At 71.7% G+C, this 21,918-nt stretch carries 15 protein-coding genes and 2 riboswitches; of the genes, 6 read left to right on the forward strand and 9 right to left on the reverse strand.

From position 1 onward, the window contains the following. Nucleotides 1-255: 255 nt before the first annotated feature. The 3 genes from ABZS77_RS08240 to ABZS77_RS08250 form a co-directional block, all read right to left on the reverse strand. Nucleotides 256-1,251 carry a ribonucleotide-diphosphate reductase subunit beta gene (locus ABZS77_RS08240; RefSeq protein ID WP_354819581.1) on the reverse strand — a complete coding sequence of 332 codons (996 nt, stop codon included), beginning with the start codon at nt 1,249-1,251 and terminating at the stop codon, nt 256-258. A 53-nt stretch (nt 1,252-1,304) separates the two neighbouring features. Further along, a complete protein-coding gene (locus ABZS77_RS08245; protein WP_354819584.1) occupies nt 1,305-3,641 on the reverse strand; it encodes a ribonucleoside-diphosphate reductase subunit alpha in 2,337 nt (778 codons plus the stop codon). A 193-nt stretch (nt 3,642-3,834) separates the two neighbouring features. Then, nucleotides 3,835-4,052: riboswitch (cobalamin riboswitch) on the reverse strand. Between the two features lie 73 nt (nt 4,053-4,125). Beyond that, entirely contained in the window at nt 4,126-5,352 is a 1,227-nt protein-coding gene (locus ABZS77_RS08250; RefSeq protein WP_354819121.1) for an MFS transporter, read from the reverse strand. A gap of 41 nt (nt 5,353-5,393) precedes the next feature. On the opposite strand from ABZS77_RS08250, the gene ABZS77_RS08255 reads away from it, so the two are divergent. The 3 genes from ABZS77_RS08255 (at nt 5,394) to ABZS77_RS08265 (ending at nt 8,916) form a co-directional block, all read left to right on the forward strand. Continuing rightward, nucleotides 5,394-6,494, forward strand: a complete 1,101-nt coding sequence (locus tag ABZS77_RS08255; RefSeq protein ID WP_354819124.1) for an ROK family protein — start codon at nt 5,394-5,396, stop codon at nt 6,492-6,494. A 291-nt stretch (nt 6,495-6,785) separates the two neighbouring features. After that, nucleotides 6,786-8,180 carry an enolase C-terminal domain-like protein gene (locus ABZS77_RS08260; protein WP_354819127.1) on the forward strand — a complete coding sequence of 465 codons (1,395 nt, stop codon included), beginning with the start codon at nt 6,786-6,788 and terminating at the stop codon, nt 8,178-8,180. 13 nt (nt 8,181-8,193) lie between these two features. Next, complete coding sequence (locus ABZS77_RS08265) at nt 8,194-8,916, forward strand: FadR/GntR family transcriptional regulator (protein WP_354819130.1); 723 nt, start codon at nt 8,194-8,196, stop codon at nt 8,914-8,916. 4 nt (nt 8,917-8,920) lie between these two features. Here ABZS77_RS08265 and ABZS77_RS08270 read toward each other — a convergent pair whose 3' ends face one another. The 5 genes from ABZS77_RS08270 to ABZS77_RS08290 all read right to left on the reverse strand — a co-directional run bounded on the left by ABZS77_RS08270 (nt 8,921) and on the right by ABZS77_RS08290 (nt 14,164). After that, on the reverse strand, nt 8,921-9,919 hold the full coding sequence (locus ABZS77_RS08270) for an aldo/keto reductase (protein ID WP_354819133.1): 999 nt from the start codon (nt 9,917-9,919) through the stop codon (nt 8,921-8,923). Then, a complete protein-coding gene (locus ABZS77_RS08275; protein WP_354819136.1) occupies nt 9,916-10,734 on the reverse strand; it encodes an ATP-binding cassette domain-containing protein in 819 nt (272 codons plus the stop codon). Before ABZS77_RS08275 ends, ABZS77_RS08270 begins: the two co-directional genes overlap by 4 nt. Beyond that, nucleotides 10,734-11,786 carry an ABC transporter substrate-binding protein gene (locus tag ABZS77_RS08280; protein ID WP_354819139.1) on the reverse strand — a complete coding sequence of 351 codons (1,053 nt, stop codon included), beginning with the start codon at nt 11,784-11,786 and terminating at the stop codon, nt 10,734-10,736. Before ABZS77_RS08280 ends, ABZS77_RS08275 begins: the two co-directional genes overlap by 1 nt. Before the next feature lie 40 nt (nt 11,787-11,826). Continuing rightward, nucleotides 11,827-12,834 (reverse strand): ABC transporter permease, encoded by a 1,008-nt coding sequence (locus ABZS77_RS08285; protein ID WP_354819142.1) that lies wholly within the window; start codon nt 12,832-12,834, stop codon nt 11,827-11,829. Nucleotides 12,835-13,261: 427 nt separating this feature from the next. Continuing rightward, nucleotides 13,262-14,164, reverse strand: a complete 903-nt coding sequence (locus tag ABZS77_RS08290) for an amidohydrolase family protein (RefSeq protein ID WP_354819145.1) — start codon at nt 14,162-14,164, stop codon at nt 13,262-13,264. 239 nt (nt 14,165-14,403) lie between these two features. Next, a riboswitch (cobalamin riboswitch) is annotated at nt 14,404-14,483 on the forward strand. 58 nt (nt 14,484-14,541) lie between these two features. On the opposite strand from ABZS77_RS08290, the gene ABZS77_RS08295 reads away from it, so the two are divergent. Genes ABZS77_RS08295 through ABZS77_RS08305 form a run of 3 tightly spaced genes read left to right on the forward strand, consistent with a single transcriptional unit; the run spans nt 14,542 to nt 16,081 of the window. Beyond that, a complete protein-coding gene (locus ABZS77_RS08295) occupies nt 14,542-14,745 on the forward strand; it encodes a CbtB domain-containing protein (protein WP_354819148.1) in 204 nt (67 codons plus the stop codon). Beyond that, nucleotides 14,736-15,503, forward strand: a complete 768-nt coding sequence (locus ABZS77_RS08300; RefSeq protein ID WP_354819151.1) for a CbtA family protein — start codon at nt 14,736-14,738, stop codon at nt 15,501-15,503. The genes ABZS77_RS08295 and ABZS77_RS08300 overlap by 10 nt, the downstream gene beginning before the upstream one ends. After that, nucleotides 15,500-16,081, forward strand: coding sequence for a histidine phosphatase family protein (locus ABZS77_RS08305; protein ID WP_354819154.1), 582 nt, complete (start codon nt 15,500-15,502; stop codon nt 16,079-16,081). The genes ABZS77_RS08300 and ABZS77_RS08305 overlap by 4 nt, the downstream gene beginning before the upstream one ends. Before the next feature lie 93 nt (nt 16,082-16,174). Here ABZS77_RS08305 and ABZS77_RS08310 read toward each other — a convergent pair whose 3' ends face one another. Then, the gene (locus ABZS77_RS08310) at nt 16,175-21,763 is read right to left on the reverse strand and encodes a GH92 family glycosyl hydrolase (protein ID WP_354819157.1); all 5,589 of its coding nucleotides are present in this window, start codon (nt 21,761-21,763) and stop codon (nt 16,175-16,177) included. Between the last annotated feature and the right edge of the window lie 155 nt (nt 21,764-21,918).

The following is a 21,918-nucleotide window of genomic DNA, read 5'->3' on the forward strand; positions in this document are numbered from 1 at the left end:
TCCTCCCGGCCCTGAGCCCCATCCGGTCAGGCGGTCGCCCTCCGGCGGACGTGTTCACCCTCGGCGAACTCCTCGACCATCGTGGCGCGGAAGGCCGGAAGGTCGCTGGGGCAGGGCCGCGGCAGATCGCGGCCACCGGCTTTCGCCGGGACCTGCCGCCCGTGCTCATGCCGGCTCCTCGATCACTTGATGCTCGGTAGTCAGATCAGCTCGTCGACGACTGCTCAGCGTCAAGTGATCAAGGACCGGCGGCTGTCAGAAGTCGTCGTCGAACGCGACCGTGCCGCTCACCCCCACCTGGTACGCGGACACCCGCCGCTCGAAGAAGTTCGACAGCTCCTGCACGTCCTGCAACTCCATGAAGGCGAACGGGTTCGCCGACCCGTAGTGCGCGTCGATGCCGAGCTGGGCGAGGCGCCGGTCGGCGACGTGCTGGAGGTACTCCCGCATGTCGGTGAGGGTCAGACCGGGTACGCCCTGGCCGACCAGGTCCTCGGCGAACTGGACCTCGCACTCGACGGCCTCGGTGAGCATCAGGCGGACCTGGTGGGCGAGGTCGTCGTCGAACAGGTCGGGTTCCTCGGCGCGTACCGTGTCGACGACGTCGAACGCGAACGCCATGTGCATGGACTCGTCGCGGAACACCCAGTTGGTGCCGGACGCCAGCCCGTGCAGGAGGCCCCGGGAGCGCAGGAAGTAGACGTACGCGAACGCGCCGTAGAAGAACAGCCCCTCGATGCAGGCGGCGAAGCAGATCAGGTTGAGCAGGAACGTCCGCCGGTCCTCGCGGGTCCGCAGCTCCCGCAGATCGTTCAGGGAGTCGATCCAGCGGAAGCAGAACTCGGCCTTGCGGCGGATGGAGGGGATGTTCTCGATGGCCGCGAAGGCCGCGAACCGCTCGGTCTCGTCGGGCACGTACGTGTCCAGCAGGTTGAGGTAGAACTGGACGTGCACGGCCTCCTCGAACAGTTGCCGGGACAGGTAGAGGCGACCCTCGGGGCTGTTGACGTGCTGGTAGAGGTTGAGCACCAGGTTGTTGGCGACGATCGTGTCGCCGGTGGCGAAGAACGCCACCAGACGGCTCACCAGGTGCCGTTCGGCCGGTGACAGCTTGTCCAGGTCGGCGAGGTCGGCGTGCAGGTCGACCTCCTCGACGGTCCAGGTGTTGCGGATGGCGTCGCGGAACCGGTCGAAGAAGTGCGGGTAGCGCATCGGGCGCAGGGTGAGGTCCATCCCGGGGTCGAGCAGCATGTGCGTGGTCCTCGTGTCTCTGGTGCCGGGGTCGGTGGTGGCGTCGGTGGCGGTCACTGGCAGGCCTCGCACGACTCGGGGTTCTCCAGCGAGCAGGCCAGCGCCTCGGCGTCGGCCGTGCCGACGGCCAGGGACGCGACGGGCGCGACGACGGCCACGGTCGCCTGCTGGATGCGGGTCGCGGGGCGCGACCGCAGGTAGTACGTGGTCTTCAGGCCGGCCTTCCAGGCGTACAGGTACATCGAGGAGAGCTTGCCGATGGTGGGTGAGGCCAGGAACAGGTTCAGCGACTGGGACTGGTCGATGAACGGCGCGCGGCCGGCGGCCAGGTCGATCAACGCCCGCTGCGGCAGCTCCCAGGCGGTGCGGAACAGCTCCCGGACGCCGGCCGGCAGTTGCGCGATGTCCTGCACCGAGCCCTCGGCGCGCTTGATCGCCGAGCGGATCGGTTCGGTCCACAGGCCACGGGCCTTCAACTCGCGGACCAGGGCGGTGTTGACCTGGAGGAACTCCCCGGACAGGGTCTCGCGCTTGAACAGGTTGGACACCTGCGGCTCGACGCACTCGTAGCAGCCGGCGATCGACGCGATTGTCGCCGTCGGGGCGACCGCCACCAGCAGCGAGTTGCGCAGCCCGTACGCCTCGACCCGCTCGCGCAGCGCCGCCCAGCGGGCGGTCTGCGTACCCTCGACGCCCCACAGGTCGGGTTGGAGCTGGCCGCGCGCGGCGCGGGTCTGCGCGTACGCCGGGTGCGCGCCGAACTGGCGGGCCAGGTCGGCGGAGGTCTCCAGCGCGGTCAGGTACAGCTCTTCGCTGATCCGGGTGGACAGTTCCCGCGCGGCCGGGGAGTCGAACGGCAGCCGCAGCGCGAAGAACACGTCCTGAAGGCCCATCAGCCCGAGCCCGACGGGGCGCCAGCGCGGGTTGCTCGCCGCCGCCTGCGGGGTCGGGTAGTAGTTGATGTCGATGACCCGGTCGAGGAACGTCACGGCGGTGCGTACGGTGGCGCGCAGCCGTTCCCAGTCCAGGTCACCGTCGGCGAGGTGGGCGGCGAGGTTGACCGAGCCGAGGTTGCACACGGCGGTCTCGGCGTCGCTGGACACCTCGATGATCTCGGTGCACAGGTTGGACAGGTGCACCACGTTGCCGTCGTCGGCGGTCTGGTTGCACAGCCGGTTCGCGGCGTCCTTGAAGGTCATCCACCCGTTGCCGGTCTGGGCGAGGGTGCGCATCATCGTCGCGTACAGCTCCCGCGCCGGGACCTGCCGCACGAAGCGGCCCTGCGCCTCGGCGGCCCGGTACGCGGCGTCGAACCGCTCGCCCCACAGGTCGGGCAGCTCCGGCACCTCGTGCGGGTCGAAGAGCGACCACATCCCGTCGGCCTCGACCCGGCGCATGAACTCGTCCGGGATCCAGTTGGCCAGGTTGAGGTTGTGGGTGCGCCGGGCGTCCTCGCCGGTGTTGTCCCGCAGGTGCAGGAACTCCTCGATGTCCGGGTGCCACGGCTCCAGGTAGACGCAGGCCGCGCCCTTGCGCCGGCCGCCCTGGTTGACGGCGGCGACGCTCGCGTCGAGGGTCCGCAGCCACGGCACGATCCCGTTGGACTGGCCGTTGGTGCCGCGGATCAGCGCGCCCCGGGACCGGACCCGGGAGTACGCGATGCCGATGCCGCCGGCGAACTTGGACAGGTTGGCGACCTGGGCGTACCGCTGGTAGATCGAGTCCAACTCGTCGCGCGGCGAGTCGACCAGGTAGCAGGAGGACATCTGGGTGTGCCGGGTGCCGGAGTTGAACAGCGTCGGCGAGCTGGGCAGGTAGGCCAGGCTGGACATCAGCCGGTAGAAGTCGACGGCCTCGTCGGGTGTGCTGGACAGGCCGCAGGCCACCCGCAGCAGCCAGAACTGCGGGGTCTCCAGCACCAGCCGGGTGCTGGGGTGCCGCAGCAGGTACCTGTCGTACACCGTGCGCAGGCCGAAGTACTCGAACCGCCGGTCGCCGTCCGGGTCGACGGCGGCGTCGAGCGTCGCTGCGTGCGCGGCCACGAACGCGGCGGTGTCGTCACCGATCAGTCCTTCGGCGTGACCGGTGCGGATGGCCGCGCTGAACGAGGTGACGCCCTGCCGGCGGACCTCCTTGTCGACGTACCCGGACAGCAGTCGGGCGGCCAGGCGCGAGTACTGCGGCTCCTCGCCGATCATCTCGGCGGCGGTCTGGATGGACAGCCGGTCCAGTTCGGCGGTGGTCGCGCCGTCGTACAGGCCGCTGATCGTGCGGGTCGCGACCCGCAGCGGGTCGACGTCGGTGAGGTCGTCGGACCAGCGCTCGACCGCCCGGACGATCCTGTTGACGTCCACCGGTTCGGTGGCGCCGTCGCGCTTGCGGACCCGCATCTGCGTCCGGCGCGGTGCCGTGTCGCCGGCGGACGGGACTACCTCGGTGACTGTCACCACTCGCTCCTCGGAGAGTTCGAGACCTGTTGGTCCGGACGCGAGGGGGCAGACACCGGCGGACACCACGCCGGCACGGCGCGGGTCAGGTGGCGTCGGCCGTCCCACGCGGCCTCGGACCGCCGTGCGCCCGGGTGCGGGCGTACGGCGCGCTGGCAGGTCTTCGGACTCGCGGGCGTGACCGGTCTCGCCGGTCCCCTACTGGCCGTCGCTTCCCAGGCCGCGTCGCGGCCCAGTGCTGATGACGGCGGTCGTTCCCACTCACCGCTGCGGGACAGTCCCGGATTCCCACCGGGTTCCCTCTTGCCTCGACCACTGTGGATGAGCGGCCGAACCAGCTGCGCTCGACACCATATATAGGGACAGCAGAGTTGTCACACCCCACATCTCGGTGTCGGGCGTGTCGGTGACGGCCGTCACGGGCGGTTCAGCCTGCGACGGGGACCGGCTCGGGGGTGCGCGAGCGGCGCTCGACGGTGAAGCTGACACCGGCCAGGCCCAACCCGAGCACGGCCAGGAGCACACCGACCCAGGCCGGCGCGAGGTAGCCGAAGCCGGCGGCGATGGCGACACTGCCCAGGGCCGCGCCGAGACTGTTCGCGATGTTCATCGCCGACTGGTTCATGGCGGCGCCCATGAGCTGGGCGCCCGGGGCGACGGTGATGAGGCGTGCCTGAAGGACCGGCCCGAGGTACAGGCTCGTCGCGCCGACCAGGAACGCCCCCACGAACAGGCCGACGGGGTTCGCCGCGACGAGACCGAAGACGGTGATGCTCACGATCATCGCGACGAAGCCGACGATCATGCTGCGGCGCAGGTCCCGGTCCGCGAGCCAGCCGCCGAGCGCGTTGCCGACGGTCATGCCCAGGCCCACCGCGACGAGCGCCCACGGCACCGTCGCGGCGGCGAGGCCGGCGACGTCGGTGGTGACCGGAGCGATGTACGTGTTGACCGCGAAGAAGCCGGCGAACCCGACCGCCCCGGTCGCCGCGACGAGCCACACCTGCCGGGTCCGCAGGGCCCGCAGCTCGGCGGCCGGCGAGCTCTCCACGGCCGCGGCGACCTCCGGGACGACCGCCAGGACCGCGAGCAGGGTGAGCAGGAAGACCCCCGCGATGACCAGGTACGCGGTACGCCAGCCGACCGACTGCCCGAGCCGGGTGATCAGGGGTACGCCGACCACGTTGCTCACGGTCAGCCCGCTGAGCACGGCGGCGAAGCCACGGGCCTCGTTGCCGGGGCCCAGCAGGGCCGCCGCGAGCAGACCCGCCGCCCCGAAGTACGCGCCGTGCGGCAGCGCGGCGACGAACCGCGCGACAAGCACCAGGTCGAACGTCGGAGCGGTCGCCGACGCGACGGTGCCGACGGCGAACAGGACGAGCAGCCCGAGCACCAGCTTCTTGCGGGGCAGTCGTGCGCTCAGCGCGGCGATCAGCGGAGCGCCCACGACCACGCCGAGCGCGTACGCGGTGATCATCCAGCCGGCCCGGGCGACCGCGTCGGACGGCGACAGCGCGTACTCCCGCGGGAGCAGGCCTCGCGCCATGTCGGGCAGCAGGCCCATCGCCACGAACTCGGTCAGGCCGACCGCCACCCCGCCCAGGGCCAGGGCGGCCACCGCCGCGAGGCGTCGATTTCTGCTCAGTCCATCCACCGGAAGAATTTAGCAACAGCGTTGCGTAATAGGGTGTCGAGATGACGCGCACCACAGCCGACGTGACGTTCCTGCGCGGCTACAACCAGGCGCTGGTGATGGCGGTGGGGCGTACCCTGCCGACGTTCGAGCGGTCCACCGTCGTCACCGCGACCGGCCTGACCCCGCAGGCGGTCTCCAAGGTCATCGCCCGGCTGACCGCCGACGGCCTGATCCGGTCCGCCGGCGTCCGCCGTCCGGGGATCGGCAAACCCGCCGTCATCTACGAGTTGGTCCCCGACAGCCGGTACGCCGTCGGCGCGCACGTCGCCCGGCGCACACTGCGGCTGGTGCTCGTCGACCTGGCCGGCGCGGTGCACCACTCGGCGGTCAGCCCGCTCCCCCGCGACTTCACCCCGGACCATCTGCTGCACGCCCTGCGCACCGGCGTCGACGCGATCACCGCAGGCCACGAGCTGCGGGGTCGGCTCACCGGGGTCGGTATCGGCATGATCGGCCCGCTGGATCACGAGAACGGCCTGGTCCGGGACGCCCACGGTCTGCGGCACTGGCACGACGTACCGCTGCGCGAGCTCGCCGAGGCGCACCTGGGCCTGCCGGTCCACCTGGACAAGGACGTCACCGCGGGGGTCACGGCCGAGGCGTGGCGGCACGGCGGGACCTTCGGCGACGCGGCCCTGATCATGGTCGAGTCCGGCATCGGCGGCGGCTTCTGGCTGGGTGGCGCGGCCCACCGGGGCGCGCACACGAACGCCGGCGAGTTCGGCCACACCGTCGTGGACCTCGACGGCCCGCGCTGCGTGTGTGGACGCAACGGATGCCTGGAGATCGTGCACAACCGGGCGGTCGAGGCCGGCGACGTCGCACGGGCCGCCCGGGTCCTGGCCGTCGGCGTGGTCAACCTGCTCCAGACCCTCGACCTCGCCCACGTCGTGCTGGCGGGCGCCGACCTGCTGCGGCATCGGCGGGCCTACCTCGCGGCGGTCCGGGAGGCCGTGCACACCGAGGTGCCGCGGGCGGACTGGCTGGTCACCGACGTCGCCCTGTCCAGCCTCGGCGCGGACGTGATCGCGGCGGGCGCCGCCATGCAGGTCCTGGACCGGCAGTACGGCGTCCCGGGCCTCGCCCCAGGCCGGAGCTGACAAATAGATTCGATGTATCAGGTCGAAGGATGCGGCAGGTGCCGCGCAGGCGAGGCCACCTCCACGACCGTCCGGTGCGAACATCCAATCTTCCTGCTGACAGAAGACCGACGTCGGGCGGTCGGCGCAGCTCCCCGACGTGCGACGGAGCCGCGCCGCCGGCCTCTGGTGACGACCGGAAACATCGGATGTATGGGTCCGGACGTCGATCGACGTCGTTGACGGCCTCGATCGACCATCCGTACACTCCCAGTCATCATCTGATCTTTCCCCGAGCCGGGCGAGGAGCGCATGCCGCAGATCACTGCCGTCACCGTCGAGGACGTCCGCTTCCCCACCTCCCTCACCGCTGACGGCTCGGACGCCATGAACAAGGACGGTGACTACTCGGCGGCCTACGTCGTCCTGCACACCGACGGCGTGGACAGCGCGGGAGCGCCGCTCGCCGGTCACGGCCTGACCTTCACCATCGGGCGCGGCAACGACATCGTCGTCGCCGCGGCGGTCCACCAGGCACACCGCCTGGTCGGCCTGGACGTGGCGACGATGGCGGCGGACATGGGGGCGGTCTACCGCCTGCTCACCTCCGACTCGCAGCTGCGGTGGCTCGGCCCGGAGAAGGGCGTCGTCCACCTCTCCCTGGCGGCCGTGTTGAACGCCTCGTGGGACCTGGTGGCCCGGCTCGCCGCCAAACCGCTGTGGCGGCTGCTCGTCGACATGTCCCCCGAGCAGCTCGTCGACATCGCCGACCTGCGCTACCTGTCCGACGCGCTGACCCGCGACGAGGCGCTCGCGATCCTGCGCGCCAGGGAGAGCACCAAGGCCGACCGCCTCGCCGAGCTGCACCGCACCGGCTACCCCGCCTACACCACCTCGGCCGGCTGGCTCGGCTACGACGACGACAAGCTGCGCCGGCTGTGCCAGGAGGCCGTGGACACCGGCTACGGGTACGTCAAGCTCAAGGTGGGCGCCAACCTCGACGACGACATCCGGCGGTGCACCATCGCCAGGGAGATCCTCGGCCCGCACCGCCACCTGATGATCGACGCGAACCAGGTGTGGGACGTCGGTCAGGCCATCGAGTGGGTCAGCGCCCTCGCCCGGTTCACACCACTGTGGATCGAGGAGCCGACCAGCCCCGACGACATCCTCGGCCACGCGGCCGTCCGTCGCGCCGTGGCGCCCATCGGGGTCGCCACGGGCGAGCACTGCCACAACCGGGTGATGTTCAAGCAGCTGTTCCAGGCCGGGGCCATCGACTTCTGCCAACTGGACACCGGCCGGCTCGCCAGCGTCAACGAGATCGTCGCCGTGCTGCTGCTCGCCGCGAAGTTCGACGTCCCCGTGTGTCCGCACGCCGGCGGCGTCGGGCTGTGCGAGATGGTCCAGCACATCTCGGTGCTCGACTACGTCGCGGTCTCCGGGGACCTCACCGGCCGCGTCACCGAGTTCGTCGACCACCTGCACGAGCACTTCACCGACCCCTGCGTCGTACGGGACACCGGTTCGGGCAGCGGCTACGTCCTGCCCGAGCAGCCCGGCTACTCCACCCGGATGCGTCAGGAGTCGATCGGGCTGTACCGGTTCCCCGACGGCCACTACTGGGCGGCGGCGGACCCGGCTACCGTGGCATCTCCGCAGCCGTACGTCATCGCGGGTGGGACGGCCACCCCCGCCGGCCGCTAGGGGGAGTCGCGTCGTGTCCCGCACCGACGAAGTGGTGAACGGCATCAAGCGGATGATCCTCGAGGGGACGTTCAAGCCCGGGGACCGGCTGCCCATCGAGAAGGACCTCGCCGAGTCGCTCGGCGTCTCGCGGGGCTCCTTGCGCGAGGGGATGTCGGCCCTGTCGATCCTCGGCATCGTCAACATCCGCCAGGGTGACGGCACCTACATCACCAACCTGGACGCGCCGCAGTTGCTGGCGCCGATGGGCTTCGTCGTGGACTTCCAGGGCCAGGGCGACGCCCGGCACATCCACACCGTCCGGCGCCTGCTGGAGTGCGAGGCCGCCCGGCTGGCGGCGACCAGGATCACCGACGAGGCCCTCGCCCAGGCCGGCGACCTGCTCGACGAGGCGGCCCGGATCGCGGGCCGGTCACCGCAGGACCACGAACGCATCATGGAAATCGACATCGCCTTCCACCGGATCATCGCGGTGCACGCCGACAATCCGGTGCTCGTCGGCCTGATCGAGGCGTTCGCCGGGCGCACCCTGCGCGGGCGGCTGTGGCGGAGCCTGCACGAGGAGGGCGCCGACCGGCGTACCCACGACGAGCACGTCGCGATCCTCAGGGCCCTCGTGGCGCGCGATCCCGAGCGGGCCCGCACCCGGATGGCCAACCACCTGATCGGGGTGGAGGAGTCGTTGCAGGAGCTGCCCGACGACACCGACACCAACGGCGAGAACGGCGGGGCGTGACCGCTCACGCCCCCGCGTCGAGCAGCCCCTCCTCGTACAGCGCCGCCCAGAGCTGATCGGGCACCTCGGCTGCCGAGCGGCGCAGCGTCTCGGTCACCTGCGCCTCGTCGCGCATGCCGACCACGGTCGAGACCACGGCCGGATGACGGCGGACGAACGCCAACGCCGCCTGGGGCAGGGTGACGCCGTACCGCTGACACACCCGCGCCGTCCGCCGGGCCTGCTCGATGACCTCCGCCGGGGCCTGCTGGTAGTTGTAGACCGCGTCCGCCGGCGGGGTCTCCTGGGCCAGCAGTCCGGAGTTGTAGACCCCGGCGATCACCACGCCGACCCGGCGGGCCCGCGCGGCGGGGAGCAGGTCGACAAGCGCGCCCTGCTCCAGCAGGGTGAACCGGCCGGCGCACATGACCACGTCGACGTCGGTCTCCGTCACGAACCGGGCCAGCATGGCGGACTGGTTCATCCCGGCGCCGATCGCACCGACCACCCCCTGTTCCCGCAGCTCCACCAGCGCCGGCACCGCCTCGTACGCGGCCTGCTCCCAGTGCTCGTCCGGGTCGTGCAGATACACGATGTCGATCCGATCCAGGCCGGTACGCCGAAGGCTCGCCTCCAACGACCGGTGTACGCCGTCGCGGCTGAAGTCCCAGACCCGCCGATGGTCGGCCGGGACCGCGAACCCCTCCGGATCCGGCAGGTGCGCGGTCTCCGGCGAGGGCACCAGCAGCCGGCCGACCTTCGTCGACACCACGTACTCGTCGCGCGGCCGGGAGCGCAGAGCCGCGCCCAGGCGTCGCTCGGACAGACCGAGGCCGTAGTGCGGCGCCGTGTCGAAGTACCGGATGCCGCCGTCCCACGCGGTGTCCACCGCTGCGGCGAAGTCCTCCTCGGACGTCGCCCGGTAGAGGTTGCCCCCCTGCGCGGCGCCGAACCCCAGGGCGGTGAGGTGCGGCGTACGCCCCGTCGCCGACCCGGACCCGCCGTCGTCCACGACCGCCGTCACCGATCCTCCCGTTCCGGGCCGGTGCTCCCGGTCATCGCCGCGACCAGGTCGTCGGTGGTGACCTCGCCGGCACGCAGGCGGGCGGCCCGCCGGCCCAACCGCAGCACCTCGATCCGGTCGGCGATCTCCAGCACCTGCGGCATGTTGTGGCTCACCAGGACGACCGACATGCCGGCGTCGCGGGCCCGCCGGACGACGTCGAGCACCCGTGCGGTCTGGACGACTCCGAGCGCCGCGGTGGGCTCGTCGAGGATGACCACGTTCGTCGCCCAGATGATCGCCCGGGCCACCGCCACACACTGCCGCTGCCCGCCGGACAGCATGGCGATCGGTGTGGTGACCCGGGGAATCCGTACGCCCAATTCGTCCAGGGCCGCCGCGGCGCCCTGCCGCATGGCCCGCTTGTCGAGCAGACCGAGCCGCCCGAGTGGCCCGGAGCGCAGGATCTCCCGTCCCAGGTAGAGGTTGGCGGCGACGCTCAGGTCGTCGGCGACGGCGAGATCCTGGTAGACGGTCTCCACCCCCGCGCGCCTGGCGTCGACGGGGGTCGAGAACCGCACCTGACGGCCACCAACCCGGATCTCGCCCTCGTCGGGTGGGTGCACGCCGGACAGCGTCTTGATCAGGGTGCTCTTGCCGGCGCCGTTGTCACCGATCAGCGCGACGACCTCGCCCCGGTGGACTGTGAAGTCGGCGCCGCGCAGCGCCTCGACGTGCCCGAACCGTTTGACGATGCCGCGGGCCTCGAGGACCGGCGGCTCACCGGCCGGTGGCCGCGCGTCGACGTCGGCGCTGGCCGTGGGAGTCGTGGCCATCACTGCACCGGGGGGTTCGCGCAGCTGGGCTCGAGCACCGCCTTGATCTCCGCCGAGTCGATGTTCTTCTTGGTGACGAACGTGACGCCGGTGTCGGCCGACGCCAGCGGCGCCTTGTCCCGCAGGTGCTTGACCATCTTGTCGACGCCGAAGTAGCCCATCTTGAACGGGTTCTGCACGACCAGCGCCGAGATCTGGCCGTTGCGCACTCCGGCGATCTCGTCGGGAGCGGCGTCCCACCCGATGATGACGACCTTGCCGGACTTGCCCGCGGCCTGGATCGCCTGCGCCGCGCCGAGCACACTCGGCTCGTTGGCGGCGAAGATGCCGGCGAGTTTGGGGTTGGCGGTGAGGATGTTCTCGGTGACGCGCCGCGCCTCGTTGACGTCGCTGCGGCTGGGCTGCTGGCCGACCAGCTTCAGGTTGGGGTACTGGGCCAGGCCGGCCTTGAAGCCGTCGACCCGCTCGGTGTTGGTCTGTGACCCGGGCTGGAACTCGACAAGCGCCACGTCGTGGTTGCCGGGGCCGAGTTCGGTGGCGAGCAACTTCGCGGCCTCGACGGCCGACGCCTTGTTGTCGGTGGCGAAGAGCGGCACGTTCGCCGGTTGCGGGCTGGTGCCGGAGTCGATCATCGCGACCGGGATGTCGGCGCCGAGCGCCTGGTCGGTGGCCGGCGCCAACGCGCGGGAGTCGGTGGCCGCGTAGACGATCCCGTCGACCTTCTTGGTGACGAAGTTCTGGATCAGGTTGACCTGCCCCTCGACGTCGGTCTCGGTGGTCACCCCGTCCCACTGGACGGTGACGTCGCCGGCACGCTGGGCGGCGCACTCGGCGCCCGCCTTGACGGTGTTCCAGTAGTCGGCCCCGACGGCCTTGGGCACCACGGCGAGCTTCAGTGGCCCACTCGCGTCCTTGGTCGCGCCGTCGCCCCCGTCGCGGACCTCGACACCGCCGCAGGCGCTGAGCAGGGCGGTCGCGGCGACGGCGGCCAGCACGGCCCGGGTACGCAGGAGGCGACCTCGGGTACGCCGGCTGGTGGTGGTGTGCGCCATGGTGTGTGTCCTTCCTCGATCGGACTCTCGAAATGGCATGTCAACCCCGTGATTCCAGCCGCCGGCGGCGGTACTGGTCGAAGTAGACGGCGGCCCAGATGATCAGGCCGACGATCACCTGCTGGTAGTGGATGCTGATGTCGAGCAGGACGGCGCCGTTGCGGACCAGGGCGATGAGGAACGCGCCGATGATCGTCCCGACGATCCGGCCCTGCCCGCCGAACAGGCTGGCGCCTCCGATGACGGCTGCGGCGATGACGTCGAGTTCCAGGGAGATGCCGTAGTTGGGCTGACCGGAGTTGACGCGGGAGGCGGCGATCATGCCGCCGAGCCCGACCAGCACGCCCGCCAGCACGTACACCCCGGTCAGGTGCCGGCCCACCCGGATGCCCGAGCGGCGGGCCGCCTCCAGGTTGGAACCCATCGCGTACGTGTACTGGCCGAAGCGGGTCTGGGAGAGCAGGAAGGCGACCCCGACCGCCACGAGGGCGGTGATCACCACGGCGAACGGGATGCCGATGATCTCGCCGTTGCCGAGCAGCTGGAAGGATCGGGGCAGCCCGTACACGCCGACCGCGCCGGTGATGATGAAGACCAGGCCGCGACCGACCGACATCGAGCCGAGCGTCGCGATGAACGGCGGGATCCGGGCCACGGTGATCAGCAGTCCGTTCACCAACCCGGCCAGCGCGCCGACGCCGAGCGCGACCGCCGTCGCCGCCCAGAGTGGGAAGCCGAGGTCACGCACGACCATCGCCCCGACGACGCCGGCGAGCGCGGCGACCGACCCCACGGACAGGTCGATGCCCTTGGTGATGATGACCATCGTCTGCGCCGCGGCGATGATGGCGATCACCGCCGTCTGCGCCCCGATGTTGAACAGGTTGTCGGCGGTCAGGAAGTACGGGCTGGCGAAGCTCAGCGCGATGAACAGGACGACGAGCGCGGTGGCGGCGGTGAACTCGGAGACGGCGTGCGAGATCCGTTCCCGGAACCAGTCGCTGAGCTCGCCACGCTGCCTGCCGGCGGTTGCCTCGACGGTACTCATCGTCGGATCCGACCTCCCCAAGCGTGGCGCCGGCACCCCGACGGATCACCGCCGGTGAGCGGGGCGCTTGTCAGAAACCGAGCCACCCCGCACGGGGACCATGACCGGCAGCCCGATCACCGTCGAGATAGGTCGGATGTTTCCATCGATCAGGCGTTACCATGCCATGCATTCACGTATGTTGCCAAGGTCTTGCCGCCATGTTTTGGCATCGTTACCCGAGCCACGAGCCGCATACGTCCGATCAAACCGGCGCATGCCGCGACGGCCGAGGTCCACGACGGGACCACCGCCTGCCAGAGCATGCTATCGACAAATCGCTATGCGTCGGCGCGGCGTGGACGGCCGGGATCGCCTGACGCGCGTCAGCGTGACGCGACCGCCGAAGGGTCGGCGCATCTCGCCGTCGTCCGCGAGATCCGCCGTGTCACGACACCGGCAGCCGGTACGCGCGGCGGGCGGTCCTCCGCCAGATCGCCGCACGCTCGTCGTCGCCGAGCGGCGCCAGCAGGTCGGCGAGGGCGTCGACCCAGCGCTGGTACGAGGAGGCGAGCAGGCACACCGGCCAGTCCGAGCCGAACATCAGCCGGTCCGGCCCGAACACGTCGAGCGCGTGCTCGACGGCGGGTCGCAGGTCGGCAGTCGTCCACGTCGGCCCGTCCACCTCGGTCACCAGGCCGGAGAGCTTCGCCGTCGTGTTCGGCTCAGCGGCGAGCGCGCGCAGGTCGCGGGGCCAGTCGCCCAGATCGGCCCGCCCCAGCGTGGGCTTGCCGAGATGGTCCAGGACGAACCGCGTCCCGGGCAGGTCCCGTACGAGTCGGGTGGCCGCCGGCAGCTGGTGGTCGCGTACCAGCAGGTCGAAGGTGAGGCCGGCGGCGCCCACGGCCGCGACGCCCCCCCGGACGTCCGGACGGTCGAGGTACGCCGGGTCGGGTTCGGACTGCACGAGGTGGCGGATCCCGACGAGGCGTTCCCCGCCACGGCCCGCCCGGAGCCGGTCGAGACGGTCCGCGACGTCGACGGCGGTGAGGTCGATCCAGCCGACGACCCCGGTGATGAGGGGATCGTCGGCCGCGATCCCCAGCAACTCGGGCGTCTCGGTCCGGGTGGCGACGGACTGCACGACGATGGTCTGGGTGACTCCGGCGGCGCGCGCGACCGGGGCGAGGTCCACCGGGGTGAAGTCGGCGTCGATCGCGGCCATGGTGTCCGGGTCGATCCAGGGCTGCGGGTGCCGCGCCCGGACCCAGAGGTGGTGGTGCGCGTCGACGATGCCCGGCCGCTCGGCCGGCTCGTCCGGCGTCGTCGGCTCCCGCCCTGGCGCGCTCACGTTCAACCCAGACCTCGCTCGCTCGGTTTGGCCCCTGTCACCAGTGGCAGACGCCCGGCAAGCATCATATCTTTACGCCCCATAGACGGGCCTGACCGTCCACCTGACACCGTGCGGTCCCGGCTGTTGGTAGGACGAATATCGTCCGATCATCGGCGTCGACGGGACACCGATCCAGGTCGGGTTGACCGTCCGGGGCGGCACCGCTACCGTCGACCCACTATCTGCGGCGACGCGAGGGAAGCCGGTGTGAATCCGGCGCGGTCGCGCCACTGTGAGCGGTCCTCCAGCTTCATCCGGAGGCCGCGAGCCAGGACGCTCGGTCGTCCGCAGCCTTGCGATGGGGACGCGTCATCCCCGGGGAGGTTCGTGTATTCATGTCCAGTTCCACGTCCAGCCAGCCGTTGGTCTCTCCCGCTGGCACCGCGCGTCTGCTGTGGATGGTCCTGGTGACCGTCGCCGCGCTCACCCTGCTGGCCTACCTCGTCGCCTTCGACCAGGGCGCGGTCTCGCGCAGCGGCATGTACCTGCACGAACTCATGCACGACGGCCGGCACCTGCTGGGCGTTCCGTGCCACTGACCGCCACCCCCACCGCTCCCGCCTTCGTCACCGTCCTCGTCCGCGGCCTGCTCGCCGGGCTGGTGGCCGGCCTGCTCGCGGGAGTGTTCGCGTACGCCGTCGGCGAACCCCACGTCGAGGCGGCCATCGCGATCGAGGAGACGGCGCACGCCGAGCCGGCGGCCGGCGGGCACGACCACGAGGACGCCCTGGTCGGCCGGGACGTCCAACGCGGCGGCCTGTTCCTCGCCACCGGCCTGTTCGGCGCCGCGATGGGTGGCCTGCTGGCCACCGCGTACGTCCTGCTGGCCCGCCGGCGACGCGCCTACGACGACGGCCGCTCGGGGCTGCCGCTGGCCGGCGCGGCGCTGCTCGGCGCGGTCGTCGTGCCGTTCCTCAAGTATCCGGCGAACCCGCCCGCGGTCGGCGACCCGGCGACCATCAACCAGCGCACGGTCACCTACCTGCTGATGGTGGTGCTCGGCCTGGTGGCGGTCTGGGCGGGCTCGCTGGGCTACCGGGCGGTGGACGCCGGGGCGCCGTCGGGGCTGCGCGCCGCGGCGGCAGTCGGCGGGTTCCTGCTGGTGACTGTGGTGTCCTATGTGGTCATGCCGTCCTTCCAGGAGGTGCCGGCCGACTTCCCCGCGACCCTGCTGTGGGACTTCCGGCTGGCCTCGCTCGGCACCCAGGTGGTGCTCTGGACCGGGACCGGCCTGCTGTTCGCGGCCCTGATGCAGCACCGCCACCGCCGGGCCACGGCCGCGGCGCCGGCCGGGTGACCGCCACCAGCCTGCGGCTGGTCGCACACGGTCACACCGCCGCCCAGCGGCGGGCCCGCTTCGGCGGCACGGACGACGGCCTGGACGAGGGTGGCCTGCGGGCCGCCCTCGCCCAGGCCCCAGCCGAGGGCCGACGGGGGCGCACCCGGGTCTGCGTGTCCAGTCCGGCCCTCGCGGCCCTCCAGACCGCCGAGGCGCTCGGCCTGGCGCCCACCGTCGAGGTCGCGCTCTCCGACTGCGACCACGGCCACTGGACCGGGCGGTCCCTCGACGAGATCGCCGCCGAGGAGCCCCGGGCACTGCGCGAGTGGCTGTCGGCGCCGGACGCGGCACCCCACGGTGGCGAGTCCGTCGCCGCGCTGCGGAGCCGGGTCGGCCACTGGCTGGACGGCCAGCGCGGACGCGGACGGCGGATCACCGCCGTCACCCACCCGCTCGTCATCCGGGTCGCGGTCGTGCACGCCCTGGGACTGCCGTTGGCGACGTACCGGCAGGTGGACGTCGAGCCGTTGGCGATCGTCCGGCTCACCGACCACGGCTCCCGCTGGCACCTGAGACTGGCCGCGGGCTCCGCCTGACCCTGGCCGCCCGATCCGACGGGGGTTGGCGGCACGAACGCGTCGGGCGGGCCGTGGTCACGGCCCGCCCGACGCGGCTGCACTACCTCCGGCTCACCGAGTGACCGTGAACGGTCGGGTCACCGTCGTCGCCGACGTGGCACCGGTGAGCGTCACACCTGTCGCGCCCGCCGTCGCGGCACCCGGGACGCTGAACGCCGCACCGGCGAGCACACCGTCGGCGTTGGCGCGTACGGTGCTGACCGCGAGGCCGTCGCCGAACGTGACGGTGACCGCCTCGTTCGGCGCGAACCCGGAACCGTCGAGGGTGATCGACGCGCCACGCGGGCCGGACGTGCTCAGCAACGCGACCCGCGGCCGGTGGGTCGGCGCCTGCTCGTCCCCGGTGACCTGGACGGTCGCCGTCGCCGGTGTCCGCGAGGACGCGCCGGTGGCCGTCACCGCGTAGCGACCCGGCGCGGCGTCACCCGACGTCGGCACCGAGACCCGCACCGTCCCCTTCGCGGAGGCCGCGACGGTCGTGCTCCGCCCCGGGTCGGTCCCGACGTCGACGGTCACCCGCTCGCCGGCGGCGAATCCGCTGCCGTCGACGGTGATCGCGTCCCCGGTGCCGACGGTCGCGGACGCCGCCAGCGCGATCGCCGGCCGGACCCCGCCCCGTGTCACGGTCACCGTGAAGCTGCCGGTGCTGCTCGACCGCGTGTCCCACGCCGTGACGCGCACCGTGTAGGTGCCCTCGCGCCCGTAGGTGTGCTGACCGGTCATCGCACCGGACGCCCCGACCGTCACGTCGTCCGGAACCGTGCCGTCACCCCACTGGACCCGGGCCCGGTAGCCGGTGGCGCCGGGAACGCCGCCGGTCACCGAACCGAGCTTCGCCGCGAAGGCCTGCCCGGCGGTGGCGCTCTGGTCGTTCGGCGCGACGGTCGCCAGGGCGGCGGCCGGCGTGCCGTCGTCGGCGACGGCGAACACGTGGATCCGGCCCGCCGAGCGCGGGTCGCCGGTCTGCGTCGGCAGGGTCACCGAGACCAGCGTCCTGCCCTGCGGGATCTGGTACGGCGCGGTGGCGAACAGGAACGGCTGGGCACCGTCCCGACTCGTGCCGCTGAGCCGGTACGCCGACCTGGCCACGACGATGTTGCCGTACGACGGGGTGCCGTTGGGGTTGCCACCCAACGTCCAGTCGCTCATCTGGATCGGAATGCTGGCGGTGCTGCCGTCGCTGAACGTCGCCGTGCCCGTGGTGCTCTGGTTGCCCTGCGTGCCGGCGCCGATGAACGAGATGTTCCGGGCGTCGGCCGGCAGGTCGAGGGCGATCGTCGCGCCGTTGCCGGTGGCGTTGTCGGGCTGCCCCGGCGGGATCACCGGCAGCGCGAACCCCAGCGCCGTACCCGGCACCTGCCGCCGCTCACCCTGGGTCACGCCGGCCGCGGCCAGGGCGGCCCGCGAGTACGCCCACGACTTGGCGTCGCAGTCCGCCGCGAGGACCCCCTCGTCGCCGACGCAGACGTTGTCGAACGCGGCGGCCAGACCGGAACTCGGGACGTACGCCACGTCGACGCCGACCGTCGCGGAACTCTGACTGGTGCCGTCGGTCACCGTGACGCTCGCCTGGTGGTAGCCCGGCGTGGCGTAGGTGTGCGAACCGCCGATCCGGTAGACGGCCCGCGAGCTGGGCGTCACCGTGCCCTCGGTGACCGGCGTGCCGTCACCCCAGTCGATGGTGGCCCGGTAGCCGCTGGCGGTGCCGCCGGTGACGGTCGCCAGCGGCGCCGAGACGGGTACGCCGGACGTCGCGCGCACCGCGTCCGCGGCGGTGACCGTGACATCGCCGCCGGACAGGTCGAGGTCTCCCCCGGCGAGCAGTTCGATCTCGGCGAGGTTCGTCTGCGCGCCGCCGACGGTCTTCGTCACGGCGAGCCGGAACTGCGCGAACCGCCCCGGCCTGTCGATGGTGAACGGACGGGTCTGGTTGCGCCAGCGGAACACCTGGTCCTTGCGGGAGTCGACGGTGGTCCAGGTGATGCCGTCGTTGGAACCCTGCAACCGCCAGTCCGACGGATCGCCCGCGGCCGCACCGGAGGTGACGGTGTAGTAGCTCGGCCGCTGCCTGCCGCCCCGGAAGGTCCAGCCGATCTGCGGGGTCGCGGAGGCGAAGGTCAGCTGCGTGGTCGACGAGTCGTCGAACAGCGTCGCGGCGTCCTGCCCACCGGTCGCGGTCGCGGTGCCGAGACCCGGGCCGGTGGTGTCCTGCAACGGCTTCGGCGCGTCGTCGCCCCTGGTCAGCGAGGGAGGGGCGTCGTTCCTGCCGCTGCCCCAGGACGACGGGTTGGGGCCCATCTGGAAGTCGATGGTGCCGCCCCGGGCGAGGGTGGACACGTCCACCGACACGCCGCGCTGCTTCTTGCCGTTGACGCTCACGCCCTGCACGTACACGTTCCTGGTGCTGTTGTTCGGCGCGTTGACCACGATGTCACCGGCCGCGCGGTGGACTGTCATCCTGGTGAACTGCGGCGAGCCGATGGCCCACTGCGACGACCCGGCCTGCAACGGGTAGATGCCCAACGAGCTCAGGACGTACCACGCCGACATCTCGCCGTTGTCCTCGTCGCCCAGGTAGCCCTGGCCGATCTCGCTGCCCACGTAGAGGCGGCGCAGCAGCTCCCGCACGATCGACTGGGTCTTCGCCGGGGCGCCGGCGACGTCGTACATGTACGGGATGTGGTGCGACGGCTGGTTGCTCATACCGAGCTGACCCATCCGTACGGCCCGCGCCTCGAGCATCTCGTGGATGATCCCGCCGTACCCGCCGGGGCGGTCGGCGTTCTCGGGCGTGGCGAAGAACGTGTCGAGCTTGGCCCGCAGCGCCTTCTGACCGCCGTACAGGTTTGCCAGACCCCGGGGGTCCTGCTGGGCGGTGAAGGCGAAGTTCCACCCGTTGGTCTCGGTGTAGACGCCACCCCAGTCCAGCGGGTCACCGGCGAGGAACGTGCCGGCGGCGTCGCGGCCCTGGAAGAGCTTCGTCTTCGGGTCGAACAGGTGCACGTAGTTGCGGGCCCGCTCCAGGAAGTACCGGGACTCCTCGGTGAGCCGCCGCCGTTCCGACTTCGGCGTGGCCGGGTCCTTGGCCAGCGCGGCGGCCATGTTGCCGATTCCGTAGTCGTTGATGTAGCCCTCCAGCGCCCACGACACCGACTCTCCGGTGGAGGTCGGCGTGTAGCCGAGGAACAGCGACGTCTCGATGCCCTTACGGCCGACCGCGGAGCGTCCGGACGCGACCGTCGCGTCCTTCACCGCCGCGTCGTACGCCGCGAGCGGGTCGGGCAGCTTGACCCCGGTGAGGTACGCCTGGGCGAGCGCCACGTTCGCGCTGGTGCCGGTCATCAGGTCGGCGTAGCCGGGGGACGACCACCTGGCGATCCAGCCGCCGTCGCGGTAGTGCTGGACGAACCCGTCGGCGATCCGGGCCGCCACGTCCGGATAGAGCAGCGCGTACGCGGGCCACACGGTCCGGTAGGTGTCCCAGAAACCGTTGTTGACGTAGATCTGCCCATCGACGATCTTCGCGCCGGTCCGGGTGGCGGTGGACGTGCCGGTCGGCGCCGACACCGGGCTCGCGTACTGCCAGCGGGGCGCGGCGGCGGTGCCGGTGTTCTCCGACTGCGAGTTCGGGTACAGGTTCAGCCGGTACAGGTTGGAGTACATCGTGACCAGCTGCGTCTCGGTGGCGCCGCGTACCTCGACCCGGCCGAGCCGGTCCTTCCACGCCGCCGTGGCGGCGGCCTGGACCTGCTCGAAGCCGCGACCGGTGACCTCCAGGTCGCGGTTGCGGTGCGCCTGGTCGACGGAGAGGAACGACGTGGCGATCCGCATCGTCACCTGACGCTCGGTGGTGACGTCGAAGGTGGCGGACGTCGCGGACGTCGCCGTCAGCGCCCGGTCGAACGCGCCGGACACGAACATGCGACTGCGACCGGCGGACAGGCCGCTGCCGTTGTCGACCCAGCCGGTGACCGTGCCGTCCGCGCCGATGGTGAACGTCCCGTTGTGGAAGACCAGGCTGCCGGTCTGCTGCCCGGACGGGAACGTGAACCGCATGATGCCGGCGTGGTCGGTGGGGACCATCTCGGCGGTCAGGCCGTTGCGCAGCGCGACCCGGTACAGGTCGGGCCGCGCCGTCTCGTCGTCGTGGCTGAAGGCGACGGCCCGGCTGGACGGCGCACCGGTGAGCGGGCGGTCGCCGGCGACGGGCATCACCGACATCTGGTTCCGGTCACCCATCCACGGGCTGGGCTCGTGGGAGATCGCGAGGCCCTGCAACATGGGCAGGTTCTCCGCGTTGTTGATCCGGTGGTACTCGTACTCCCACGAGTCGGAGGTGGCGTCGGTGACCGGGGTGAGGAAGTTGAAGCCGTTGGGCACCGCGGTGATCGGCAGGTTGTTGCCGCGCGAGAACCCGCCTGTGGAGTTGGTGCCGCGCCGGGTGTCGACGTAGTTGGTCAGCCGCGAGCCGTCGATGGGCGCCGGCGAGGGGGTCACCGCGATGTCGTCGAGCCACCCCTGGAAGCGGGTGACCCCGGCGGCCTGCGGGTTGTCGTACGCGAGCAGGATGCGGTCGATCGTCCTGCCGCGCGCGACCGCGCCCAGGTCGGCCTGCACCGCGTTCCACTGGTCGGCGTAGAGCACCTTCGAGGCGCCCTGCCCGGTGGCGGTCAGCGGGTAGCCGTGCTGGTCGACGGCCGCGAGCTGGCTCAGGTAGCTGCCGTCGGTGAAGCGCAGGTCGAGGGCGGCGTACGTGGACGGGTACCGGGCGTCGCCGTTGGTGAACTCGGGGAAGATCTTGTACGACAGTCGGGTCTTCGGGCCGACCGGGATGTCCACGTCGAACAGCTGGTTGGTGGCGTACGAGCGGCCGTCGCCCTCCGCGCCGCCGGCGTAGCGCAGCGCGGCCAGGCCGGTGAACCCGACGCCCGGCCTGGTGGTGTAGCCGCCCTCCGGGCCGGCACCGACCTCGGTGACCATCGGGGTGGCCGGCGGCCGGACGTCCGAGCCGTCGCTGATGTTCCAGTCGGCGAGCTGCACGAGCGTGTCACCGGAGTTCGCGGTGACGTTCAGGCGGTAGAAGCCGTACGCGGTGGGGTTGGTGAAGCTGTAGACCCTGGTGGCGAAGCGTCCGCCGAACGTCTGGCCGGTACGCCGGTCCAGGTCGGTCCAGGTGCTGCCGTCGTTCGACCCCTGTACGACGAAGTCGCGGGGGTCCCGGCCGGGGGCGTCGTTCGCGGAGGTCAGCGAGTACCGCAGCACCGTCGCCGGCGTCGCCAGCCGGTAGGTCACCCAGCCGGTCTCGTCGAACACCAGCCACTTGGTCGACGAGTCGTCGTCGGCGAGGTTGGCGGCGACCTCGTTCGGCGCGTTCTCGCCACTGGCGGTCACCACGCTGACCTGGTCGAGCAGGCTGCCGGGCAGGGTGGTGGGGGTGCCACTCAGGTTGCCCTGGACGGGTTTTCCGTTCCGGCCGACCTCCACCGTGCTCGCGGCGGGGCGCGGGTCGGTCGACTCGAACGAGGAGCTGAAGGCGCCGGGCGGAGGGGGTGCGGCACTGGCCATCGGCGCGGCGACGAGGACTCCCACGGGCAGCAGGAGCGCGGTTGTCGCGGCGACCAGTCGGGGCGCAGGGGGCATGCGCTCTCCTTTGGAGTTGGCCTGACATCGTTGTCATGGAACGGGTGACGATGAGGGGCGGGGGCGGTGGACTGCCGCTGATGCTTCCGGGCGGAGCACGGCGGTGTCAACGGGGTGACCGCCGCGAAACATCTCGACGATGGACAGGGGCCGAA

The sequence above is a fragment of the Micromonospora sp. NPDC005298 genome (genome assembly GCF_040607375.1).
Taxonomy (GTDB): Bacteria; Actinomycetota; Actinomycetes; order Mycobacteriales; family Micromonosporaceae; genus Micromonospora.

Excerpts from the sequence above, each read along its gene's own strand:
- ABZS77_RS08240 (WP_354819581.1), bottom strand. The coding sequence starts at position 1,251 with ATGCTGCTCGACCCCGGGATGGACCTCACCCTGCGCCCGATGCGCTAC.
- ABZS77_RS08245 (WP_354819584.1), bottom strand. The coding sequence starts at position 3,641 with ATGCGGGTCCGCAAGCGCGACGGCGCCACCGAACCGGTGGACGTCAAC.
- ABZS77_RS08255 (WP_354819124.1), top strand. The coding sequence starts at position 5,394 with ATGACGCGCACCACAGCCGACGTGACGTTCCTGCGCGGCTACAACCAG.
- ABZS77_RS08260 (WP_354819127.1), top strand. The coding sequence starts at position 6,786 with ATGCCGCAGATCACTGCCGTCACCGTCGAGGACGTCCGCTTCCCCACC.
- ABZS77_RS08275 (WP_354819136.1), bottom strand. The coding sequence starts at position 10,734 with ATGGCCACGACTCCCACGGCCAGCGCCGACGTCGACGCGCGGCCACCG.
- ABZS77_RS08280 (WP_354819139.1), bottom strand. The coding sequence starts at position 11,786 with ATGGCGCACACCACCACCAGCCGGCGTACCCGAGGTCGCCTCCTGCGT.
- ABZS77_RS08285 (WP_354819142.1), bottom strand. The coding sequence starts at position 12,834 with ATGAGTACCGTCGAGGCAACCGCCGGCAGGCAGCGTGGCGAGCTCAGC.
- ABZS77_RS08295 (WP_354819148.1), top strand. The coding sequence starts at position 14,542 with ATGTCCAGTTCCACGTCCAGCCAGCCGTTGGTCTCTCCCGCTGGCACC.
- ABZS77_RS08310 (WP_354819157.1), bottom strand. The coding sequence starts at position 21,763 with ATGCCCCCTGCGCCCCGACTGGTCGCCGCGACAACCGCGCTCCTGCTG.